The organism is Sphingobium sp. BHU LFT2, from assembly GCF_018604485.1.
In the GTDB taxonomy this organism is placed as follows: domain Bacteria; phylum Pseudomonadota; class Alphaproteobacteria; order Sphingomonadales; family Sphingomonadaceae; genus Sphingobium; species Sphingobium yanoikuyae_A.
In genome coordinates this window covers 151,996-172,270 of the sequence record NZ_JAFCGW010000006.1, presented here as the reverse complement: position 1 = coordinate 172,270, position 20,275 = coordinate 151,996, and the positions used below count along the sequence as shown (strand labels likewise).

Annotated in this window: 23 protein-coding genes; 6 read left to right on the top strand and 17 right to left on the bottom strand. The window is 65.2% G+C overall.

Annotated elements, in window-relative coordinates; all coding sequences use genetic code 11:
* Positions 1-6: 6 nt before the first annotated feature.
* Positions 7-1,530 carry a Ppx/GppA family phosphatase gene (locus JQK15_RS13915; RefSeq protein WP_004211116.1) on the top strand — a complete coding sequence of 508 codons (1,524 nt, stop codon included), beginning with the start codon at positions 7-9 and terminating at the stop codon, positions 1,528-1,530.
* Between the two features lie 21 nt (positions 1,531-1,551).
* Here the strand turns inward: JQK15_RS13915 and JQK15_RS13910 are convergent, their stop codons facing one another.
* The 8 genes from JQK15_RS13910 to JQK15_RS13875 form a co-directional block, all read right to left on the bottom strand.
* A complete protein-coding gene (locus JQK15_RS13910) occupies positions 1,552-1,737 on the bottom strand; it encodes a Trm112 family protein (RefSeq protein ID WP_251007742.1) in 186 nt (61 codons plus the stop codon).
* An 8-nt stretch (positions 1,738-1,745) separates the two neighbouring features.
* Positions 1,746-2,357, bottom strand: a complete 612-nt coding sequence (locus JQK15_RS13905; protein WP_214866124.1) for an LON peptidase substrate-binding domain-containing protein — start codon at positions 2,355-2,357, stop codon at positions 1,746-1,748.
* Positions 2,358-2,372: 15 nt separating this feature from the next.
* On the bottom strand, positions 2,373-3,284 hold the full coding sequence (locus JQK15_RS13900) for a tetratricopeptide repeat protein (protein WP_214866123.1): 912 nt from the start codon (positions 3,282-3,284) through the stop codon (positions 2,373-2,375).
* Positions 3,285-3,380: 96 nt separating this feature from the next.
* Positions 3,381-3,818, bottom strand: a complete 438-nt coding sequence (locus tag JQK15_RS13895; protein ID WP_214866122.1) for a DUF2141 domain-containing protein — start codon at positions 3,816-3,818, stop codon at positions 3,381-3,383.
* A complete protein-coding gene (locus JQK15_RS13890) occupies positions 3,815-4,543 on the bottom strand; it encodes a sterol desaturase family protein (protein WP_214866121.1) in 729 nt (242 codons plus the stop codon). Before JQK15_RS13890 ends, JQK15_RS13895 begins: the two co-directional genes overlap by 4 nt.
* 170 nt (positions 4,544-4,713) lie before the next feature.
* Entirely contained in the window at positions 4,714-5,331 is a 618-nt protein-coding gene (locus JQK15_RS13885; RefSeq protein WP_214866120.1) for an alpha-ketoglutarate-dependent dioxygenase AlkB family protein, read from the bottom strand.
* Positions 5,328-6,191: a small ribosomal subunit Rsm22 family protein gene (locus JQK15_RS13880; protein WP_214866119.1), complete on the bottom strand. Its 864-nt coding sequence runs from the start codon at positions 6,189-6,191 to the stop codon at positions 5,328-5,330. Before JQK15_RS13880 ends, JQK15_RS13885 begins: the two co-directional genes overlap by 4 nt.
* A gap of 491 nt (positions 6,192-6,682) precedes the next feature.
* The gene (locus tag JQK15_RS13875) at positions 6,683-7,573 is read right to left on the bottom strand and encodes a prephenate dehydratase (protein ID WP_214866118.1); all 891 of its coding nucleotides are present in this window, start codon (positions 7,571-7,573) and stop codon (positions 6,683-6,685) included.
* A 172-nt stretch (positions 7,574-7,745) separates the two neighbouring features.
* Between JQK15_RS13875 and JQK15_RS13870 the strand changes: the two genes are divergently transcribed.
* Positions 7,746-8,363, top strand: a complete 618-nt coding sequence (locus tag JQK15_RS13870) for a c-type cytochrome (protein ID WP_125997766.1) — start codon at positions 7,746-7,748, stop codon at positions 8,361-8,363.
* A gap of 40 nt (positions 8,364-8,403) precedes the next feature.
* Here JQK15_RS13870 and JQK15_RS13865 read toward each other — a convergent pair whose 3' ends face one another.
* Together JQK15_RS13865 and JQK15_RS13860 are read right to left on the bottom strand one after the other, a co-directional pair.
* Positions 8,404-9,207, bottom strand: coding sequence for a kinase (locus tag JQK15_RS13865; RefSeq protein ID WP_214866117.1), 804 nt, complete (start codon positions 9,205-9,207; stop codon positions 8,404-8,406).
* Between the two features lie 2 nt (positions 9,208-9,209).
* Positions 9,210-10,526, bottom strand: a complete 1,317-nt coding sequence (locus tag JQK15_RS13860) for a hemolysin family protein (RefSeq protein WP_037510219.1) — start codon at positions 10,524-10,526, stop codon at positions 9,210-9,212.
* A 147-nt stretch (positions 10,527-10,673) separates the two neighbouring features.
* Between JQK15_RS13860 and JQK15_RS13855 the strand changes: the two genes are divergently transcribed.
* From JQK15_RS13855 to JQK15_RS13840, 4 genes are all read left to right on the top strand, one after another.
* Entirely contained in the window at positions 10,674-11,354 is a 681-nt protein-coding gene (locus JQK15_RS13855; RefSeq protein WP_026108966.1) for a YiaD family glycine zipper/OmpA-like lipoprotein, read from the top strand.
* Positions 11,355-11,514: 160 nt separating this feature from the next.
* A complete protein-coding gene (fdxA, locus tag JQK15_RS13850) occupies positions 11,515-11,853 on the top strand; it encodes a ferredoxin FdxA (RefSeq protein ID WP_004211101.1) in 339 nt (112 codons plus the stop codon).
* Between the two features lie 246 nt (positions 11,854-12,099).
* Entirely contained in the window at positions 12,100-12,627 is a 528-nt protein-coding gene (locus tag JQK15_RS13845; protein WP_004211100.1) for a CarD family transcriptional regulator, read from the top strand.
* Between the two features lie 145 nt (positions 12,628-12,772).
* A complete protein-coding gene (locus JQK15_RS13840; protein ID WP_214866116.1) occupies positions 12,773-13,930 on the top strand; it encodes a pyridoxal phosphate-dependent aminotransferase in 1,158 nt (385 codons plus the stop codon).
* 38 nt (positions 13,931-13,968) lie between these two features.
* On the opposite strand, the gene JQK15_RS13835 is transcribed toward JQK15_RS13840, so the two are convergent.
* From JQK15_RS13835 to JQK15_RS13805, 7 genes are all read right to left on the bottom strand, one after another.
* Positions 13,969-14,214, bottom strand: a complete 246-nt coding sequence (locus JQK15_RS13835) for a hypothetical protein (RefSeq protein ID WP_004211096.1) — start codon at positions 14,212-14,214, stop codon at positions 13,969-13,971.
* Between the two features lie 81 nt (positions 14,215-14,295).
* A complete protein-coding gene (locus JQK15_RS13830) occupies positions 14,296-14,799 on the bottom strand; it encodes an asparaginase domain-containing protein (RefSeq protein WP_004211094.1) in 504 nt (167 codons plus the stop codon).
* 62 nt (positions 14,800-14,861) lie between these two features.
* Positions 14,862-15,677 carry a pyrroline-5-carboxylate reductase family protein gene (locus JQK15_RS13825; protein WP_214866115.1) on the bottom strand — a complete coding sequence of 272 codons (816 nt, stop codon included), beginning with the start codon at positions 15,675-15,677 and terminating at the stop codon, positions 14,862-14,864.
* Positions 15,678-15,700: 23 nt separating this feature from the next.
* A complete protein-coding gene (locus tag JQK15_RS13820; RefSeq protein ID WP_004211091.1) occupies positions 15,701-16,207 on the bottom strand; it encodes a type III secretion system chaperone family protein in 507 nt (168 codons plus the stop codon).
* Between the two features lie 42 nt (positions 16,208-16,249).
* Complete coding sequence (locus JQK15_RS13815; RefSeq protein WP_214866114.1) at positions 16,250-16,561, bottom strand: accessory factor UbiK family protein; 312 nt, start codon at positions 16,559-16,561, stop codon at positions 16,250-16,252.
* Positions 16,562-16,601: 40 nt separating this feature from the next.
* Positions 16,602-17,150 (bottom strand): TspO/MBR family protein, encoded by a 549-nt coding sequence (locus JQK15_RS13810; RefSeq protein WP_214866113.1) that lies wholly within the window; start codon positions 17,148-17,150, stop codon positions 16,602-16,604.
* Between the two features lie 18 nt (positions 17,151-17,168).
* Complete coding sequence (locus JQK15_RS13805) at positions 17,169-20,273, bottom strand: efflux RND transporter permease subunit (protein ID WP_214866112.1); 3,105 nt, start codon at positions 20,271-20,273, stop codon at positions 17,169-17,171.
* Between the last annotated feature and the right edge of the window lie 2 nt (positions 20,274-20,275).

Sequence of the window (20,275 nt, the reverse complement as noted above, 5' to 3'; positions counted from 1 at the left end):
CGCGCCATGAACTCGATGCTCAGCCGCGTGCGCGCCATGGCCGAGACCATGGCGACCTCGCCCGAACCCGCCACCGCGCGCTCGGCGATCATCGACATCGGCTCCAACAGCGTCCGCCTGGTCGTCTATGACGGGCCACGCCGCATCCCCTTCATCCTGTTCAATGAAAAGGTGATGGCGGGCCTGGGCGCCTCGCTCGCCAAGACCGGTGCGATCGAACCGGAGGCGATGGAGCGCGGCCTGCGCGCCATCGGCCGCTTCGCCCATCTGTGCCGCGACATGCGCGTCACCGACATACGCTGCGTGGCGACGGCCGCCGTGCGCGATGCCACCAATGGCGCCGAGTTCATCACCCGTGCCAAGGCTATGGGCCTGACCGTCGAACTGCTGTCGGGCGCGCAGGAGGCGATCGGCGCCGCCATGGGCGTCTTGTCGGGCATTCCCGATGCCGACGGCATTGTCGGCGACCTGGGCGGCGGCAGCCTGGAACTGGCCCGCGTGCGCAAGGGCGCGGTCGAACAGACCATCTCGCTGCCGCTGGGCGTGCTGCGCCTGCCGCAGATCCGGGCCAAGGGGCCGCGTGCGCTTGATCGCTGCGTTGCCAAGATGCTGGAAAAGGCCGGCTGGCAGGCGGAACCGGACCTGCCCTTCTATCTTGTCGGCGGCTCCTGGCGCTCGCTCGCCCGCTTCGACATGCAGCTCACCCATTTCCCGCTGCCGGTGGTGCATCAATATGAGATGAGCGCCGCCCGTGCCGAACAGCTTACCCGCATCATCTCCCATGTCGACAAGGGCCGGCTGAAGCAGATCCCGGCGATGACCGGATCGCGCGTGCCGACCCTGCCGGATGCCGCCGCGCTGCTGTCGGTGGTCGTGCGCCAGCTCAAGTCCAGCCGGATGATCGTGTCGGCCTATGGCCTGCGCGAAGGGCTGCTCTACGAAAATCTGCCCGACGATATCCGCGCCCATGACCCGCTGCTGGTCGCGGCCGAGGCGGAGGGCGAGGCACAGGCCCGCTTCCGCGGCCATGGTGACCGTATCGACCGCTGGATCGCGCCGCTCTTCCCCGACGATGACAAGGATGCCCGCCGCATCCGCCGCGCCGCCTGCCTGCTGGCCGATGTCAGCTGGCGCGCCAATCCCGATTTCCGCGCCGAACGCGGTGTCGAAATCGCCCTGCACAGCAACTGGGTCGGCATCACCGCTGCCGAGCGGGCGATGCTGGGCCAGGCGCTGCACACCCATTTCGGCGGCGATGTCGGCACGCTGCCCAACCTCGATCGCATGGCCAGCCCCGACGCACTGCGCCGCGCCGCACTCTGGGGCCTCGCCATCCGCCTGGCCCAGCGCCTGTCGGGCGGCGTCGAAGGCCCGCTCGCCATTTCCCATCTGGAACGGCATGGCGACCGCATCGACCTCCACCTGCGCGACGAGGATGCCGATCTCTACGGCGAAGCGGTCGAACGCCGGCTGCGCAACCTCGCCCAGGCCATGGGCCTCAAATATCAGCTGCTCGGCGGACAGGGTTAGGCCGACACCGGCCGTGTCCGGTCAGGAAAGCGCGATCGCTTCCCGCACCACCAGCACCGGCACGCCGTCGCGCACCGGATAGGCGAGGCCCGCCGCGTCCGACACCAGCGCCTGGCGCGCGCCGTCCCAGCGCAGCGGCGTGCGCGTCACCGGGCAGACCAGCTTGGCCAGCAGCCAGGGATCGATCGGGGCCGTCTCTTCGCTCATAATCTCGCTCATTGCATCGTCGCGCCGCCGTCGCGCTCGGCGCGGCCGACGATCTGCATCAACTGGATGATCCGGTCGGCCCGCTCGCTCAGCGTAGCGGCCTCCAGCAGTGTCTGCTTGGCCGCCGGGTCGAACGGCGCGATCTGGGCGATGCCGTTGACCAGCGCCATGTCGTCCAGCCGCGACACCGCCGTCCAGTCGACCGCATAGCCCAGCGCATCGGCGAAGCGGCGCGATTCCTGCTCCAGCGCCGCGCGCTCGACCAGATGCAGCACCTCATCCTCCGGCGCCTGCTCCACCTCCGCCTCGATCTGGCGGAACAGCGTCGCCACCTCCAGCTCGCGCACCAGCCGGAACCGGGCCAGCCCGGTCAGGATGATGTTGAACCGGCCATCGTCCAGCGCCTCGATATGGCTGATCCGCCCCAGGCAGCCGACATCGAACAGCGGCGGCTTCTGCCCCTCGCTGCGCGGCTGGATCATGCCGATGCGCCGGTCGCGCGCGGACGCATCCTGCACCAGCGCCCGATAACGCGGCTCGAAGATATGCAGCGGCAGCTCCATGCCCGGCAGCAGCAGCGCGCCGGACAGCGGGAAGATCGAGATGCGCGCGCGATTCACCGGCTCACCGATCCTTTAGGAAAACAGGATCTGCGACAGCTTGCGGCGCTGCGCCGCCACCCACGGATCTTCCAGCCCGACCGCCTCGAACAGGGTCAGCAGCTGGGTGCGCGCGGCGCCATCATTCCAGGCCCGGTCGCGGCGCACGATCTCCAGCAGCTGCTCGGCCGCGCCGTCGCGGTCGCCATTGCCCATCAGCCCGGTCGCCAGCTCGAAGCGCGCCGCATGATCGTCACCATCGGCCGCCAGCCGCGCCTCGACCCCCGACAGGTCGGCCACGGGCTTGGCATTGCGGGCCAGCGCCAGCGCCGCCTTGGCGCGCTCGACCGCCTGGTCCTTCTGCATCTCGGCGGGCAGTTCGGCGAGCAGCGCATCGGCCTCGTCCAGCTGCCCCAGCGCCACCAGCGCGCGCAGCAGGCCGCTCAGCACCTCGGCATTGTCCGGCGCGATGTCGGCAATCTGCTGGAACACCGACAAAGCGCGCTCCGCCTCGCCGCCGGCCAGCATCTCCTCGCCCATCGCGATCAGCGGCGCGATCTCCTGCGCCTGCGCCTTCTCGTCCGATTCGATCGGCAGCTGGCTCAGCAGTTGGTCGAGATATTGCTTCAACTGCCCCTCGGTCCGCGCCTGGCTCAGGTCCGCGACCGGCTGGCCCTGGAACACGGCATAGACGGTCGGGATCGACTGGACGCGGAACTGGCTGGCGATGAAGCCATTTTCATCGACATTCACCTTCACCAGCTTGACGCCCTTGCTGGCATAGTCGGCGCACACCTTCTCGATCACCGGCGCCAGCTGCTTGCACGGGCCGCACCATTCGGCCCAGAAGTCGACAATCACCAGGCTCGTGCGCGAAGGCTCCACCACATCCTGGCGAAACGCCTCCACGGCCGCCTTGTCGGCCTCGCTCAGTCCCAGGGTCGCCACGCTTCATTCTCCTGCAATGCGGTTAGTCGCCGCCGTCATACAGCGCCTTATGTGGGGCGTCACCCCTCCCGGACAAGTCGGGATGCGCGCGCCGCCTTACAGGAAATATTTGAGCCGGATCGCCTGCCGCACCGGCGCGCCGCTCACCACGAACTCGGCCGACCGGAAACTGGGCGCGCCAAAGCGCAGCACCGGATTGCGCGAAAAGCCCACCCCTTCGCGCGGAATGCCGGCAAAGGTGTCCAGCTTGCCATTGCCATTTTCGTCATGGATGATCGCGATCGCATAGTCGCCCGGCGCCAGATTGCCGAGCGGGATGGCATTGCCCGTCGTCGCCACGATCAGGTGGCGCTTGTCGGGATCCTTGCTGCAATCGGGGAAATAATCGGCCGATCGCGCGACGCAGATCAGGATGCGCCCCTTGGCCGATCGCAGCCCCTCGGCCGTCATGCTGATCGGCTGGGCTAGGTCCACCGGCGCCGCCCCCGCCAGTCCCGCCATCGCCACCACCGCAAACAATAGCCGACCGATCACACCTGCTTCTCCCTGAAATCCCCCAGCCCCCGGTCGGTGCCGCACAGCCGGTCCCAGAAGCGAAAATAGAGGCCATAATTGCACCGATATTGTTCATGATGCCGCTGATGATGGCTGGCGGTGATCAGCCAGCGGCCGATCGGCCCGCGCACCATCCAGCGCGGAAACATCTCCCACCCCATATGGTTGGACACGCCCATGATCGTCATGATCGACAGCACCACGCCCAGCGCGCCGACATGGATCGGGATCAGGAAGACCAAAGCCGGGATCACCACCGCCCCGGTCAGCGCCTCCCACGGGTGAAAGCTCATCGCCGCCCAGGCGGTCGGCGGGCGGCTGGCATGATGGACGGCATGGGCGATGCGGAACAGCCGGGGCGCGTGCATCCACCGGTGCGTCCAGTAGAACCAGGTATCATGCGCGGCGAGATAGAGCAGCACCGACACCGGCAGATACCAGAGCGGATAGCGGCCGACATCCTCATAGATGCGCGTCCACCCCCGCGCCTGCCAGCCCCAGGCGACGATACCGGCGGGAATGCCATAGATGGCCGCAGACGCCAGCGACCAGCAAATCTCCCGCCCGATCTGCCGCCCCTGCCCGCGATAGAGGCCAGGCTGCCGCAGCCTTGTCGCCAGCGCAAACCCGCCACTGGCAATCAGATAGCGCACCCCGACGATCAGCGTCATCGCCAGCGCGGACAAGAGGATCGCAGCGACCATGGCGGGGCTATAGCGGTGATTGCAGGGGAGCGGAAGCGGAGGGGTATTGCGATGCCGGGATGCGTCATGAAATGGTGTATAAATACAACCAGAAAAAGCTGATCGCTAATCGGTTTAATTTATCACGAAATGTTATCCATGCCAGCCCCCTCTAGAAGCGTTCGAATACATCACTTGAGAATGTTACGAAAAGTGAGATTAATACGGGGTCCGCAAGGACGGCTCTCCTTATCGATACCATGCACCCAATTCCGTTGGGTGCCGCCACTCATCAACAACACGCAGCCTGAGACGAGAGGTATCCTCTTACGCTCCAAGTCCTGCCGCTTCTTGTGCTTAAATATCAGTGTGCGTGTAGCCCCATAGCTAAGCGATGCAATCGTTGGCTCTTGGCCGAGCGAAGGTTCATTATCACTGTGGAACCCCATCCGATCGTTGTGATCGCGATAGAGGTTGAGAAGCACGCTGTTGAACCGCGCGTCGGTCAGTTCCTGCAACTCGCGGCGCAGACTCAAAAGCAGATTTGTCCACGGCAGAGGAAACATCACTGTGCCAGAATAGGTGTAGCTGCGGCCGGGATCGCCATACCAGGCGGTCAGACGGGGTTGGTAGTGCTCCTTCCCCCAGACCATTACCTTTTCATGCAGCCATTTCGTTTCTCGAAAGAGTTGCTCAAAGATGCTCTCATCTGACTGATGCATGGGAAGACGCTGCAAGAACTGCACATCCGCATCCTCCATTGCGATCCGCGAGAACGAGATGTCGGACGAGAAGAGATCCGCCATCATAGCTTCGCAAAAACCGCGGCCGTCGCCTTGCCTGTCAGCTTAGGACGCATATCGAGCCATGCCTTGTACTCCTTCACCGTGTCCATTTGCTCATCGGCACCAACAAGCATATGCGTGTAATCGGCGCGTTCGATTTGACGAAGGTCAACGCGATTGAGAAATTCGCGCTCCATATTCGGGTCAAAGTGAGGACCCGCATTATCAGAATAGAGAACAAGGGCACCTGCCTTCACAGCGCCGAGGATAGCCTGCACAGCCCTGTTCACGCCGCCGCCGCTGGACGCATTGTATCGCCAAGATTCGGAAAGGCTATAGCTAAAGGTTAACAAATCTGCTGCAGCGATGCTGGCCTCTGGCACTGTGGCAGGATCGGCCAGTTGCATCGGCGCATATTCGATAGCTATCTGCACGTTGGCCGGCTTGGTCGTAAGCAATGCCGCATGGGCCTCGATCCATGGCGGATAATGGTCGAGAATGAGGCAGTTCACCTGTTCCACCTGGTGCTCGACCCGTTCGAGATACTTAAACAGTGCGTAGAGTTCAGTGCCTGGACCGCCCCCGACACACACCATAGTGATAGACGGGTTGGCGAAGATGCCATTCGCTTCAAGCCGGGCTGCCCGGAGGGCCTTGTAGATCAACTCAGCATTGGCAGTGACATACTTGAAAATATAGGCTGCATGGCAAGCGGGGTCGCCGTAATCAACGGCAGCGCGGGTACCATCCCAAATGCACGGATACTCTTCAGCCAACCTAGCGAGGTGCGCCTTCATACGAATCTGGGCTTGCCCGGCCGGCTCGTCCAGCGGCGGACATAATTGATCAAGAATCGATTTAACCCGTTCAAAAGTCGTGAGCAACTCGGCCTCCCCTCCAAAACCGCGACGCTTTTTTTCTAGAGGTAAGTTACAATCTTTAAACGACCTATCAAGAACAATACTTACATGGCAGATTTGCCAAAACTTTGAAGCAAACAAGAAATTTTAAAGAGCGCTTCTGGATTGAAGCCTTTCGTCGATCCCGTCGTCATTACGCCATCGACCAAATCCCCCCCCGCTTTCCTACTCGCGCAATCTCTGATCTATCCTCCACGATGGAGCAGCCGCGATCCCGCCCCTGCGCGCGCGCCCACGCGCTGCCACCCCCGCAACCCAACAGGCGCGTCACCGTGACCCTGATGGCGCTTCGCCATGACCCGGATGTGATCCAACAGGCGCGTCGGCGGCGCGGGACAGGCGCGAAAACGCCGCAAAACGCCGATATCGTCGCACCACGACACTGTGAACTTCGCGCCGTGACCCTGGAGCGACCCAGGAGTGACCCAAAAACCGCCCTATGCCGGGCGCACCATTCAGGTGCGGGGGCGGGCCTGGCGGTAGCTGCCGAGCACGCGCACCCATTTGGTGTGGAATTCCAGCTCGGCGAGCGCGCGGTCGACCGCCGGGTCGCCCGGCATCCCTTCGATATCGCAGTAGAATTCGGTCGCGGCAAAGCTGGCGCCGCGCTGGTAGCTTTCCAGCTTGGTCATGTTGACGCCATTGGTCGCAAAGCCGCCCATCGCCTTGTAGAGCGCGGCCGGGATATTCTTCACCTCGAACAGGAAGGTGGTCATGACCGGGCCGACGCCCGCCGCCGGTGCCTTGGGCTCGCGCGCCAGCACCAGGAAGCGGGTCATATTGTCGTCGCTATCCTCGATATTCTCGGCGATCAGCCGCAGGCCATAGATTTCGGCGGCCAGATAGGGGGCGATCGCCCCCTCGCCCGGTGCCCGCGTCTCCGCCACCAGCGCGGCGGCGCCGGCGGTATCGGCATAGGCGACCGGCTGAATGCCGCGCTCGCGCAGATAATGGCGGCACTGGCCCAGCGCCTGCGGATGGCTGATCGCGCTCTTCACCGGCACCGTGTCGGGCGCCATCAGGCAATGGCGGATGCGCAGGAAATATTCATCGACGATGTGCAGCCCGGATTCGGGCAGCAGGAAATGCATGTCGGCGACGCGGCCGTGCAGGCTGTTCTCGATCGGAATGATCGCCCGGGCGGCAAGGCCGCTCCGCACCGCGTCGATCGCATCCTCGAACGCAAAGCAGGGCAGCGGCACGCAATCGGGGGCGTAGCCAAGCGCGGCCAGGTGCGAATTGGCACCGGGCGCGCCCTGATAGGCGACGGCGCGCGCCGGATCGGCAGCGGCCTTTTGCGACATGTCGGCGACCAGCGCGCGAGCGGGGGCGGGATAATTTTCCATGCGTGCCTGCGCGCTTAGGCAGTTGGGGGATCGCGCGCAAGCATCGGCGGGGCGGCGGGGCGCGAAAAGCGCCACGGCGGGTTGCACCCCGGCCTATCCCCCATTATGGCAAGTGCTTAAGTGGGGGAGCGCACGACAGCCTCCATAACAAAGATGCGAGGGAAATCTGCGGATGGGCGATCGATTCAACACCGTTGCAGGGTGGGCGTTGTTTGCAGGCATCATCGCGCTGGGTGGCGCGATCGTCAGTTCCAAATATTTCCACGATGAACGGCCCGAAAAGATGGGCTATGCGATCGAGGGCGTCGAGGTGGAAGGCGAAGGTGGCGGCGACAGCGGCCCCGGCCTCAACACCCTGCTCGCCAGCGCGGATGTCGCGGCCGGCGAGAAAGTGTTCGCGAAATGCGCCGCCTGTCACACCGTCAACCAGGGCGGCGCCAACGGCATCGGCCCCAATCTCTATGCCACCGTCGGCGAAGGCATCGGCCAGGGCAAGGGCGGCTTCGCCTTCTCCGAAGCGCTCAAGAGCAAGGGCGGCGAATGGAGCTTCGACAATCTCGACCATTGGCTGAAAAGCCCGCGTGAATTTGCCCCCGGCACCAAGATGACCTTTGCCGGCCTCTCCAACCCGGCCGATCGCGCCAACCTGATCGCCTGGCTCAACACCCAGGGGTCCAACCTCCCCCTGCCCGCCGCCGATGCCGCGCCCGCCGCTGCCGACAATGCCGCCCCGGCCGAAGGCAATGCCGCCAACGCGACCGAGGCCCCGGCCGAGAACGCGGCGCAGTAAGTTTCGGATAGGGCGCGGCCGGTGGCGGCGCCCTTTTCGGCTATCGGCTGCGCACCGCCGTCACGCCGCGCTCCGCATCCAGTGCCACGACCAGATCGGCCCGCGCCGGCATTTCCGCCAATATATGCCGGGTCAGCCGCTCATAATGCTGGATGAAGCGGGCAACCTGCGCATCGTTCATCACCGCACTGCCGCCGCCGGCCCGCAACGCCGCCTCCTGCTGCGTCCGCCAGCCCTGCACCACGTCGAACCCCGGCGCCGCCAGCAGCGCCAGCGCATCGATCCGCCCGAACAGCGTCTGATAATCCCCAACCAGCGCCGCATTGACGAAGCGCCGCCAGCGCCCGTCGCCATCCTCGTCCCGCTCCAGCACGTTGACCGGGGCATCCAGTGCGCCTGCCTCCTGCGCCCGCGCGCCCACGCACCAGCCCTCCAGGATCAGCAGCCGCAGTCCCGCCCCGGCCTCCGGCCACGCGCTTTCAGGCAAGCGATCATCCACCGCCTTGTCGAACCGCGGCAAGCACGCCGCCCGCCCCGCCGCCAGCGCATCCAGCACCCGCAAGCCCAGCGCGACATCATGCGTCCCCGGCACGCCCCGCGTCCGCAGCAGCGGATGCACGCTCCCGGCGAGCACTTCCCGCTCACCCTTGGTCAGATACAGATCGTCGATCGACAGGATCGCGCTCGCCACGCCCCGCGCGCCCATGCGCGCCAGCAGCGCCTGCGCCAATGTGCTCTTGCCGCTGCCCTGCGCCCCGCACAGGCCCAGCACGGCCAGGCCGTCCTTTTCTTCCAGCAGGCGCAGCGCCAGGCGATCGACCGCATCGAGCGCCGACGCCGCCATGGTCAGAGCTGCGCGACCAGCAGCTTGTCGATCTTGCGTCCGTCCATGTCGACAATCTCGAAGCGCCAGCCCTGATCCTCGGCATAGTCGCCGACTTCCGGCAACCGCTTGAGCAGCCACAGCACATGGCCCGCGACCGTCGCATAATCGCGGTCCTCGGACAGGTTGATGTCGATCTTCTCGGCCAGCTGGTCGATCGGCATCTGGCCCGACACCAGCAGGCTGCCATCCTCGCGCTCGACCATGTCCGGCTCGTCATAGACGTCGCGGTCGGACGCGAAATGGCCGGCGATGGCGGACAGCAGGTCGGCCGGGGTCACGATCCCCTCGAAATGCCCATATTCGTCATGCACCATCACCATCGGCACGTCGGACTTGCGCAGCACTTCCAGCGCATCCATCGCATCGACCTGGTCGGGCACGACCTCCGCCTTGCGCAGCAGCGCCTCGATATTCAGCGCCTCGCCCCGGAACAAAGCGGTCATGATGTCGCGCGCCTGGACGATGCCGATAATGTCCTCGACCGATCCACGCCCCACCGGCAGGCGGGTATGCGGCGTTTCCAGCAGGCGCAGGCGGATCGTGTCCTCATCGGCGTTGATGTCGATCCAGTCGACATCCATGCGCTGGGTCATCACCTCGCGCACCGGCCGGTCGGCCAGCCGCACCACGCCGGAGATGATCGCCCGCTCGCTTTCCTCGATGATGCCCGACCGGCTCGCCTCGGCGACGATCAGGTGCAGTTCCTCCACCGTGACATGATGTTCGGATTCGCGGTCCAGCCCCAGCAGCTTGAAGATGAGGCCGCTCGACTTGTCGAGCACCCACACCACCGGCGCGGTCAGCTTGGCCAGATAAAGCATCGGCGTCGCCACCAGCACGGCGATCGGCTCGGGCTGACGCAGCGCGAACTGCTTGGGCACCAGCTCGCCAATGATCAGCGAGGCATAGGTGGTGAGGCCGATGACCAGCGCAAAGCCAAGATTTTCCGCCATATTGGGCGACAGGCCCAGCGCCGCCAGCCGCTCGCCGGTCGGCCCGCCAAGGCTGGCGCCCGAATAGGCGCCCGAAATGATGCCGATCAGGGTGATGCCGATCTGGACGGTCGACAGGAACTTGCCGGGGTCCGCCGCCAGCTGCAACGCCGACTTGGCGCCGCGCTTGCCCGCCTTCTCCATCGCCTGCAGCCGTGGCTTGCGTGCGGACACGATGGCCAGCTCCGACATCGCGAAGACGCCGTTCAGCGCGACCAGCGCCAGGATGATGATGAGGTCTACCCAGGGGAAGGGCGTCGGAGCGGGAGGGGGGATCGTGGCCATGGTGGTCCCCTCCCCTATAACCTTTATTCTTTCGTTTTCACAACCATCCCATCATCGCCCGTTCAGTTCACTTGTGGAACAATCCATCGCCTGGGTAATTAGGGAGGCATCCATCCACGCGGATGCCAAAGACAAGGGAATAGAAGAATGAGGATTTCGCACCGGATCATGATGGCGGCCGGCCTGGCCGCGATGCTGACCACCACCGCCTGCACCACCGACCCGGAAACCGGGCAGAAGCGCATGTCGAAGGCGGCGATCGGCGGCATCGGCGGCGCGCTGGGCGGCTATCTGCTGGGCGATCTGGTCGGCGGCCGGCATGACCGCACCGAAAAGATCCTGGGCGCCGGCATCGGCGCGATCGCGGGCGCCGGTATCGGCTCCTACATGGACGAACAGGAACGCAAGCTGCGACAGCAGACCGCCGGCAGCGGTGTCGACGTGATCCGCCAGGGCGACGACCTGCTGCTGCGCATGCCCTCGGGCATCACCTTCGCGTTCAACGACGCCAGCGTCCAGCCGCAGTTCCGCCCCACGCTGGACGAGGTATCCTCGATCCTGTCGCAATATCCCAAGACCTATATCGACGTTTATGGCCACACCGACAGCGACGGGTCGGACGCCTATAACCAGACGCTGTCGGAACGCCGCGCGCAGTCGGTCGCCGGCTATCTGACCAGCCATGGCGTCCAGTCGGCCCGCATCGCCACCCGCGGCTTTGGCGAAACCCAGCCGATCGCGTCCAACGCAACCGAGGAAGGCAAGGCCGCCAATCGCCGCGTCGAGATCAAGATCTCGCCCGTCACCGAATCCGACGTGCGCAACTGACGATGGCTCGGGCCGCTCGAACGGGCGGCCCGACCGACCATCTGCGCTGCCGACAGCACAAAACCGCCCCTACGCGCCCGTCAACATTATCCTCATTGACCTTCGCGCGCGCCGGGCATAGCAGGGCCGCCGCTGTCGCAACCCAAAGAGTGCCCTGACAATGACCTATGTCGTGACCGACAACTGCATCCGCTGCAAATATATGGATTGCGTCGAGGTCTGCCCCGTGGACTGTTTCTACGAGGGCGAGAACATGCTGGTCATCAATCCCAATGAGTGCATCGACTGCGGCGTGTGCGAACCGGAATGCCCGGCCGAGGCGATCCTGCCCGACACCGAGAACGGCCTTGAAAAGTGGCTGGAACTCAACACCAAATATTCGGCCGAATGGCCCAACATCACGGTCAAGGGCGAGGCCCCGGCTGACGCCGACGCGATGAGCGGCGTAGAGAACAAGCTGGAGCAGTTCTTCTCGCCCGAACCCGGCGAGGGCAGCTGATCGATATTATCCTGCGCCATCAAGGCGCAGCGTCCCATTTTGTGCCGCACCCCCAGACTTTGTGTCCGGGGGTGGCAATTTTGTTACGAATCTGCTAAATAGCGCCCAGCGGACGAACATGGTCGCGTTCGTCCTGGAGTATTCGCATCATGTCTTGACGGTGACGCCGCGGACTTTCCCCGACTCGTGCCCCTGCTGCACCTGCCCCGCGACGGCCCGTTCCCCGGTTGAATAGAAAGGTTTCAAATGGCTGCCAAGGCGCTGTCCTTTGACGTTGGTGATTATGTCGTTTACCCCAAGCACGGCGTGGGCCGTGTGATCGAACTCCAAAAGGAGCAGATCGCGGGCATGGAACTGGAGCTGTATGTGCTCCGTTTCGAAAAGGAGCGCATGACGCTGCGCGTTCCCACCAACAAGGCCGAAGGCGTCGGCATGCGCAAGCTGTCCTCCAACAAGACGCTGGAGGAATCGATGGAAACCCTGAAGGGCAAGCCCAAGGTCAAGCGCACCATGTGGTCGCGCCGCGCCCAGGAATATGAAGCGAAGATCAATTCGGGCGACCTGGTGTCGATCGCCGAAGTGACCCGCGACCTGTTCCGTGCCGACGACCAGCCCGAGCAGAGCTATTCCGAGCGCCAGATCTTCGAGGCCGCTTCCAGCCGCCTCGCCCGCGAACTCGCCGCAATGGAAGAGACCGACGAGCCCACCGCGCTGCAGAAGATCCTGCGCATCCTCAATGAGGCCGCACCGAAATATGCCAAGGTCGAAGGCTGATCCCTTCGCCCGAACAGGCTGAAACATGACGAAGGGCGCCCTCCCAGAGGGCGCCCTTCTTCGTTACGGCAGGGCCATTGCGGGAATCCTGCCCTCGTCCGTTGACTCCCCCGAACCGTTCTTCAGGACGCATAGGGGAATAGCCATGACCGACCAAGATGACGCGCAGCAGGATCTGATCCAGCGCGGCTATTCGCGCCGCGACGCCGCCCGCATATTGGGCGTGCTGGGCGCGGGCGTGGCGGTCGCCACCGCCGGCACCCCGGTCTGGGCGCAGCACAATGACGGCCCGGAAGAAGGCAATTTCCCCAAGGTGCGGATCGGCTCCAACGAATGCTGGACCGGCCCCTTCCCCGTCGCCCAGGCCGCCGCGGCGAAGATCGTGTCCCACGCCAATTTCTATCACCCCGGCACCGAAGTCACCGACTTCAAGAAGGCGCTCGCGACCATCGAAGGCGTGCCGGTCGACCATGTCCTGCCCTGGCCGGGGTCCAGCGACCCGCTCTCGCGCATCGTCGTCGCCTTCTGCTCGCCGCAAAAGGGGCTGGTGACCGCCGATGTCAGCTATGAACAGCCCTGGGGCACGGCGGAATGGGCCGGCGCCAAGGTGACGAAGGTGCCGCTGACGCCCGATTATCGCCACGACGTGAAGGCGATGCTGGCCGCCAATCCGGACGCCGGCCTCTATTATATCTGCTCGCCCAACAACCCCACCGGCACGCTGACGCCGGTGGCCGACATCGAATGGCTGGTCGCCAACAAGCCGGCCGGATCGATCGTCCTGGTGGACGAAGCCTATCTCCATTTCTCGCACGGCCAGTCGGCCGCGCCGCTGGTTGCGCAGGGCAAGGACGTGATCGTGCTGCGCACCTTCTCCAAGCTGTTCGGCATGGCCGGCATGCGGCTGGGCGCCACCATCGCGCGGCCGGACCTGCATGCCAAAATGATGCGCTATGACGGCAAGCGCATGTCGACCAACCTGCCCCTGCCCTCGGTCGTGTGCGGCACGGTGGCGCTGACGCAGAAGGCGCTGATCGAGCAGCGCCGGGCCGAGATGATCGCCGCGCGCGACTTCACCTTCGCCCATCTCACCAAGCGCGGGGTCAAGTTCATCCCGTCGGACGCCAACATGTTCATGGTCGACTGGGGCAAGCCGGCGGCCGGGGTGCAGGCCCAGTTCCTGGCGGCAGGCGTCGGCATCGGCCGTAACTGGGCGCCCTGGCCCACCATGTCGCGCGTCACCGTCGGCTCGATGGCCGACATGCAGGCCTTCTGCGCTGCGCTCGACAGGATCATGGTCTGAAAAAGGGCCGGCTTCGCTGTGGAAGCCGGCCCTTTGGATCAATTGCCCTTTACCGAATCGGCGGCATCCTTGGCGGCGTCGCCGACATCGCTCGCGGCCTGACCGACCTGGCTCGCCGCGCTCGACACGGCATCATCCTTGCGGGTCTGGCTGCTGATCAGGAAGAAGGCGGCAACAGCCACCACCACGACCAGCAACAGGATCGCGATCGTCGTGCCACCGCCGCCGCTGCGCTTTTCGATGATGGTCGTCGTGGGCGCCGGGCGTTCCTGATAATCTGCCATATAGTCTCTCCTCTTTGTCACCCCGTGGGGGCAACAATGCCGGAGAGCGGGCAAAGGTTTCAGCCGCCCCGCTGGCCCGCCTTACTCGCCGGTCGGGACGAAGGCGCCCTTGGCGCGGTCCTTGACCACCTTGTCGGCGCGGAACACCGATCCGCTCATGGTGATATAGACGCCCGGTTCGGCGACCTGCGCGGTGGCGAAAGCCATGCCAAGGTTGAAGCTCGCATCGCTCTCGCCAAAGCGCGCCGGGGCCAGCGCACCGACCAGCACGACGGTCTTGCCGGGAATATCCTGCAACAGCTTGGCCGTCTCGGTCATGGTGTCGGTGCCATGGGTGATGACGATATGCTTCTCGCGCGCGGCGGCAACGCGGGCGGCGATCAGCGCACGATCGGTGTCGTCCAGTTCCAGACTGTCCTTGCGGGTGATTTCCTCGATCCGGAAGGGGCGCTTGACCCGTGCCACCTGCAACAGCTTGGCCATCACCGTCTCACCGACCTGATAGTCGGACAGGGCGTCGAAATAGACCTTGTCGATCGTGCCACCGGTGGTGAGCAGCAGGATGGGGGTTTCGGGGGACAGCATGAACGGACTCCGTATATCGATCGCGCCCCCTTAACGGATAATGGCGCGGACCGGAACCGTCCCTATTCGCCCCGCGCCATCGCCGCACCACGGTCACGCGCGGCGACCAGCGTGTCGGTCAGAAGGTCGAGCAGGCGATTGTCGGCGTCCAGCACATTGAGGCCCTGGCGCGTCATGCCGCCGGGGCTGGCGACCTGATCCGCCAGGGTCGCCGGGCTGACGCTGGCGCGCGCCGCCATGTTCGCCGATCCCTGCACCGTGGCCAGCGCCATGCGCGCGGCCTGATCGGCGGGAATGCCCAGCGCCTCGCCGGCGCGCGACAACGCATCGATGAAACGGAACAGGAAGGCCGGGCCGCAGCCCGACAGGGCCGTCACCTGATTGAACAGGGCTTCGTCACCCATCCATTCGGCCAGGCCCAGCGGCGCGATCAGCGCGGCGATGTCGGCCTTGGCTACCGCTTCCGTCGCCGCATCGGTGTAGAGCGCGACCACGCCCTCGCCCAGCCCGACCGGCAGGTTGGGCATGGCGCAGACGACATCCCGCGGTGCCGGGAAATGCCGGCGCAGGTCGGCGATCGGCGTGCCGGCCAGGATCGACACCAGCCGCGTTTCCGCCGTCAGCAGCGGCGCAAGCCCGGCCGCGACATCGGCAATCTGATAGGGCTTCATGCCCAGCAGCACAGTCGTGCCAGCTGGCAGCGCCGCGGGATAGGCGGTGACGACGGTCACGCCCTGCGCCACCGGCTTGCCGCTCGGCCGCAGCACGGTGACGCGGGCGGGGTCGAGCCCGCAGGCCAGCCAGCGGGTCAGCATCTGCCCGGCCATGTTGCCGCAGCCGACAAGGAAAAGATGTTCGGGCCAGCAGGCAATGGTCATGGTCAGGCTTTCAGGCAGATATGTCAGGCTTCGCCGCGGGTTTCGATCAGGCTCGCGCTGATCGCCTCGCTCGGGCTCTTGCCGCCCCACAGGACGAACTGGAACACGGGATAGAAACGCTCGCACTCGTCGATCGCGGTCTCGATCAGCACCTGCGCCTGGTCCAGCGTCAGCGTGCCGCCCTGCCCCAGCAAGGCGCCATGGCGGAACAGGATGATGCCGCTCGACGACCACAGCTCGAAATGGCCGAGCCAGAGCTGTTCGTTGATCAGGCCCAGCGTCTCGTAGATGACGGCGCGCTTGTCGTCGTTGACGCGGATGTCGGGCAGCGCGAGAAGCTGCAGCACCTGATCCTCGTCACGCCAGATGCCGCGCAGCTCATATTGCGCCCACGACCCCTGGGTACTCGCGACGATCTCGTCCTCGCCGACCTGCTCATAGCTCCAGCCATGCGCCTCGTAAAAGGCCGCCAGCATGTCGATCGGCGCGGCCTCATGGCCGCCATTCTCAAATTCGTCGCTATCCATCATCGGCGCGCCTTTATCACCGCAAGCGGCGAAAGGACAGGGCGCTTACTCGGCGCCCGCATCCTTATCCACAGCTTTCGTCTTGGCGGCGCGCACGGTCTTGGTGACCGGTTCGGGCGCCTTGCCTTCCAGCGCGTCGAGGCGGGCCTTGAGCAGTTCGACTTCCTCGCGCGCGGCGGCGGCCATCGCCTTGACCGCGTCAAATTCCTCGCGGCTGACGAAGTCGACGCCGCCGATCCATTCCTTGGCGCGTTCGCGCGCATTGGATTCGAACTCGCGGGTTATGCCCGCGACCGTGCCGGCAGCGCCGTTCACCAGCTTGGCCAGGTCGTCGAAAAAGCGGTTCTCGCTCTGCATGATCGTCTATCCTCGTATCAGGCGCGTGGATGCGCCGAAATCATATCTGGGTCTGGAGTGCCGGCGCGACAAGCCTGTGCGCATCCGGGTTCAGGCGGCCGACCTCATAGTTGAGGTAGGAGGCAAAGACCAGCCAGACCAGATAGGGCAACATCAACGCACCGGCAAAGGGACGGATCCGCCAGAACAGGGTGGTGGTGACCGCCACCAAGAGCGCCAGCACAAGGATCAGCCCCAGCGCCGCACCGACCTGATGCGCGCGAAAGAAGAGCGGCGACCAGGCAAGGTTGAACGCCAGCTGCACCAGGAACAGCGCGACCGCCGCGCCCCGCCCCCTGGCCCCGCGCGCATGCAGCACGATCGCGAAGGCCAGCGCCATCAGTATATAAAGGATCGTCCAGGCGACGGCGAAGGCCCAACCCGGCGGCATCAGCGCGGGCAGGTTGAGCGAGGCGAACCAGCGATTGCCAAAACCGCTATTGGCGAGCCTGCCCGACAGGAAGCCGAGAAAGACGATCGCGGGCACCGTGACCAACGCCCAGCGCAGATAGGCAAGACGCAACTGACCCTGGGACGCGATCTCGTTCATCGGCAACGCAGCTCCAAGCTATTCGGCGGGTTCGGGCGAATCCTTGAGCGCCGAATCCAGTTTGCGACCAACGGTTTGCGGAGAAACCGTGCGCTTGGCAACGCGCGAATAGAAAATGGGAATGAGGAACAGGGTGATGAGCGTCGCCAGGCTGACACCGAACACGATCACCACGCCGATCGAATGGCGCGCCGCCGCACCGGCCCCGCCGCGCAGCACCAGCGGCACCGCACCGATGACGGTCGCGATCGACGTCATCAGGATCGGGCGCAGACGCCGCTTGGCCGCCTCGCGGATCGCCTCGGCAATCTCCATCCCCTCGTCGCGCAGCTGGTTGGCGAACTCGACGATCAGGATGCCGTTCTTGGCGGCCAGGCCCACCAGCATGACGATGCCGATCTGGCTATAGAGGTTGATCGACCCGCCAGTGATCGCCAGGCCCAGCGCGCCGCCCGCCACCGCCAGCGGCACCGTCGCGATGATGACGCCGGGATGGATGAAGCTTTCGAACTGCGCGGCGAGCAGCAGATAGACGATCAGGATGGTGAGGCCGAAGACGACCCAGATCGACCCGCCGGTCTCGCGCAGCGACTGGCTTTCGCCCCGATAGCCGATCGCCAGCACCTCGGGCGACTGGCGCGCCTGGTCCTCCAGGAAGGCCAGCCCCTGCCCCAGCGACGTGCCCGGCGCCAGCGCGGCGGTCAGGGTGATGGCGCGCAGCTTGTTATAGCGGTTGAGCTGGCGTGGCCCGGCCACTTCGCGCACGGTCACGACCGCCGACAGCGGCACCAGCACGCCGCTGCGGCTGCGCACCTGGATACGTTCCAGATCGGCGAGCGTCTGGCGCCCGTCACGCTCCGCCTGCACGAGCACGCGATATTCCTCGCCCCGGTCGACATAGGTGGTGACGCGGCGCGAACCGAGCAGGCTTTGCAGCGCCTGGCTGACATCGTTCACCGACACGCCCAGGTCGCCGGCGCGCTGCAGATCGGTCTCGATCCGCATCTGCGGCTTGGTTTCCTTATAATCGCTGTCGAGGTTGATGAGCCCCGGATAGCTCGCCGCCGCCAGCATGATGCGGTCGCGCGCCGCCACCAGCCCCTCATAGGTGGAGCCGGCCAGCACGATATTGACCGGCAGGCCGCGACCACGGCCCAGGCCCGATCGCGGCGCGGCATTGCCGCGCACGCCCGGCTGGTCGGCGATCACCTTGTTGATGATGGTCGCGACTTCCGCCGTGGTGATGGTCCGGTCTTCCCACGGCCGCAGGAAGGCGATGACATTGCCGTTGTTATAATCGTCGGTGGTGCCGAAGCCGCCGGGGGTGCGGATCACCAGATTCTGCAGCGTGCCATCCTTGCGCAGGAAGGCGAGATCATTCTCGATCTTCTGCATATAGGCCATCATCCGGTCGAAGCCGGTGCCTTCGGGCGCGTTGATATTGGCCTCGACCACGCCGGTATCCTCGGCCGGGGCCAGTTCGGCCGGCAGGCGGGTGAAGAGGAAGAAGGCGACGCCCAGGAAGATCGCAACGCCCAGCAGCGGCATCAGAGGTTTCTTCAAGGTCCAGTCGAGCCAGCGGCCATAGCCATGCTCGATCCGCTGGAAGCGATCATCGACCCAGCGCGCCAGCCGGCCACGCTCGGCATTCTTGAGCAGCTTGGAGCAGAGCATCGGCGCGAGGCTCAAGGAGATGAAGCCCGAAAAGCCGATCGCCGCGATCATCGCGATGGCAAGTTCGCGGAACAAGAGGCCGGTCTGGCCGGCCAGGAACATCACCGGCACGAACACGGCGCAGACGACCAGCGTGGTCGAGATGATGGCAAAGCCCACCTGCCGCGTGCCGAGATAGGCGGCGACCAGCGGATCGTCGCCCTGTTCGACGCGGTGATAGACATTTTCCAGCACCACGATCGCATCGTCCACCACCAGGCCGATCGCGAGGACGAAGGCGAGCAGGGTCAGCAGGTTGATCGACAGGCCAAGCAGCCACATCACCGCGCAGGTGGCGAGCAGGCAGATCGGCACCGTGACGGCCGGCACGATCGTCGCGCGCACCGATCCCAGGAACAGGAAGATGACGAGGATGACGAGCAGGGCCGCCTCGATCAGCGTGTCATAGACATTGTCGATCGCGCGTTCGATGAACAGGGATTCGTCGGTGCCGATCGCCACCTTCATGCCCTTGGGCAGGGTCGGCTCCAGCTCCTTGATCAGCGCCTTGGCCTTTTGCGCCACTTCCAGCGTGTTGGCGCCCGACTGGCGGATGATGCCGATGCCGATCGCCGTGCCCTGGTTGGAACGGAAGCTGCTATAGGGGTTTTCGGCCCCTTCCTCGATCCGGGCGACATCGCCCAGCTTCACCTGATAGCCATCCTCGCCCCGGCCCACGACCAGTTGCGCGAACTGGTCCGGCGTGGCGAAGGGCCGCTCGACGCGCAGCGTCTGGTTCTGATCCTTCGATTCAAAGCGGCCGGCGGGCAATTCGACATTCTGCGTGCGCAGCGCCGCCTCGACATCGGCCGGGGTCAGGCCGAAGGCGGCCAGCTTTTCCGCGTTGAACCAGATACGGGTCGACGGCCGCGCCTCGCCGCCGATGGTGACGCGGGCGACGCCGTCGATCGCGGCGAAGCGGTCGGCAATGTTGCGGTCGAGATAGTCGCTGATCTGGATCGGCGACCAGCCGGGGCGCGAGAAGGCGAGGAACAGGATCGATCGCGCGTCGGAATCGACCTTGCGGATCTCGGGCGCCAGCGCATCCTCTGGCAAATCCTGCGTCACGGAGCCGACACGGTCACGCACGTCATTGGCGGCGCTGTCGATATCACGCGAGGGATCGAACTCGATATTGATGTTGGACGTGCCGTCCTGCGAGGTCGAGGTGATGGTCTGGATGCCCTGCACGCCCGCGACCGCATCCTCGATCTGCTGGGTGATGCGGGTTTCCACCACCGACGCGGCGGCGCCGGTATAGGTCGTCTCGACCGAGACGATCGGCGGGTCGGTATCGGGATATTCGCGGACCGACAGGCTAAAATAGCCAACCAGGCCGACGATGCACATCAGCACCGCGACCACCGCCGAAAAGACCGGCCGGCGGACCGAGAGATCGGAGAGCTGCATCG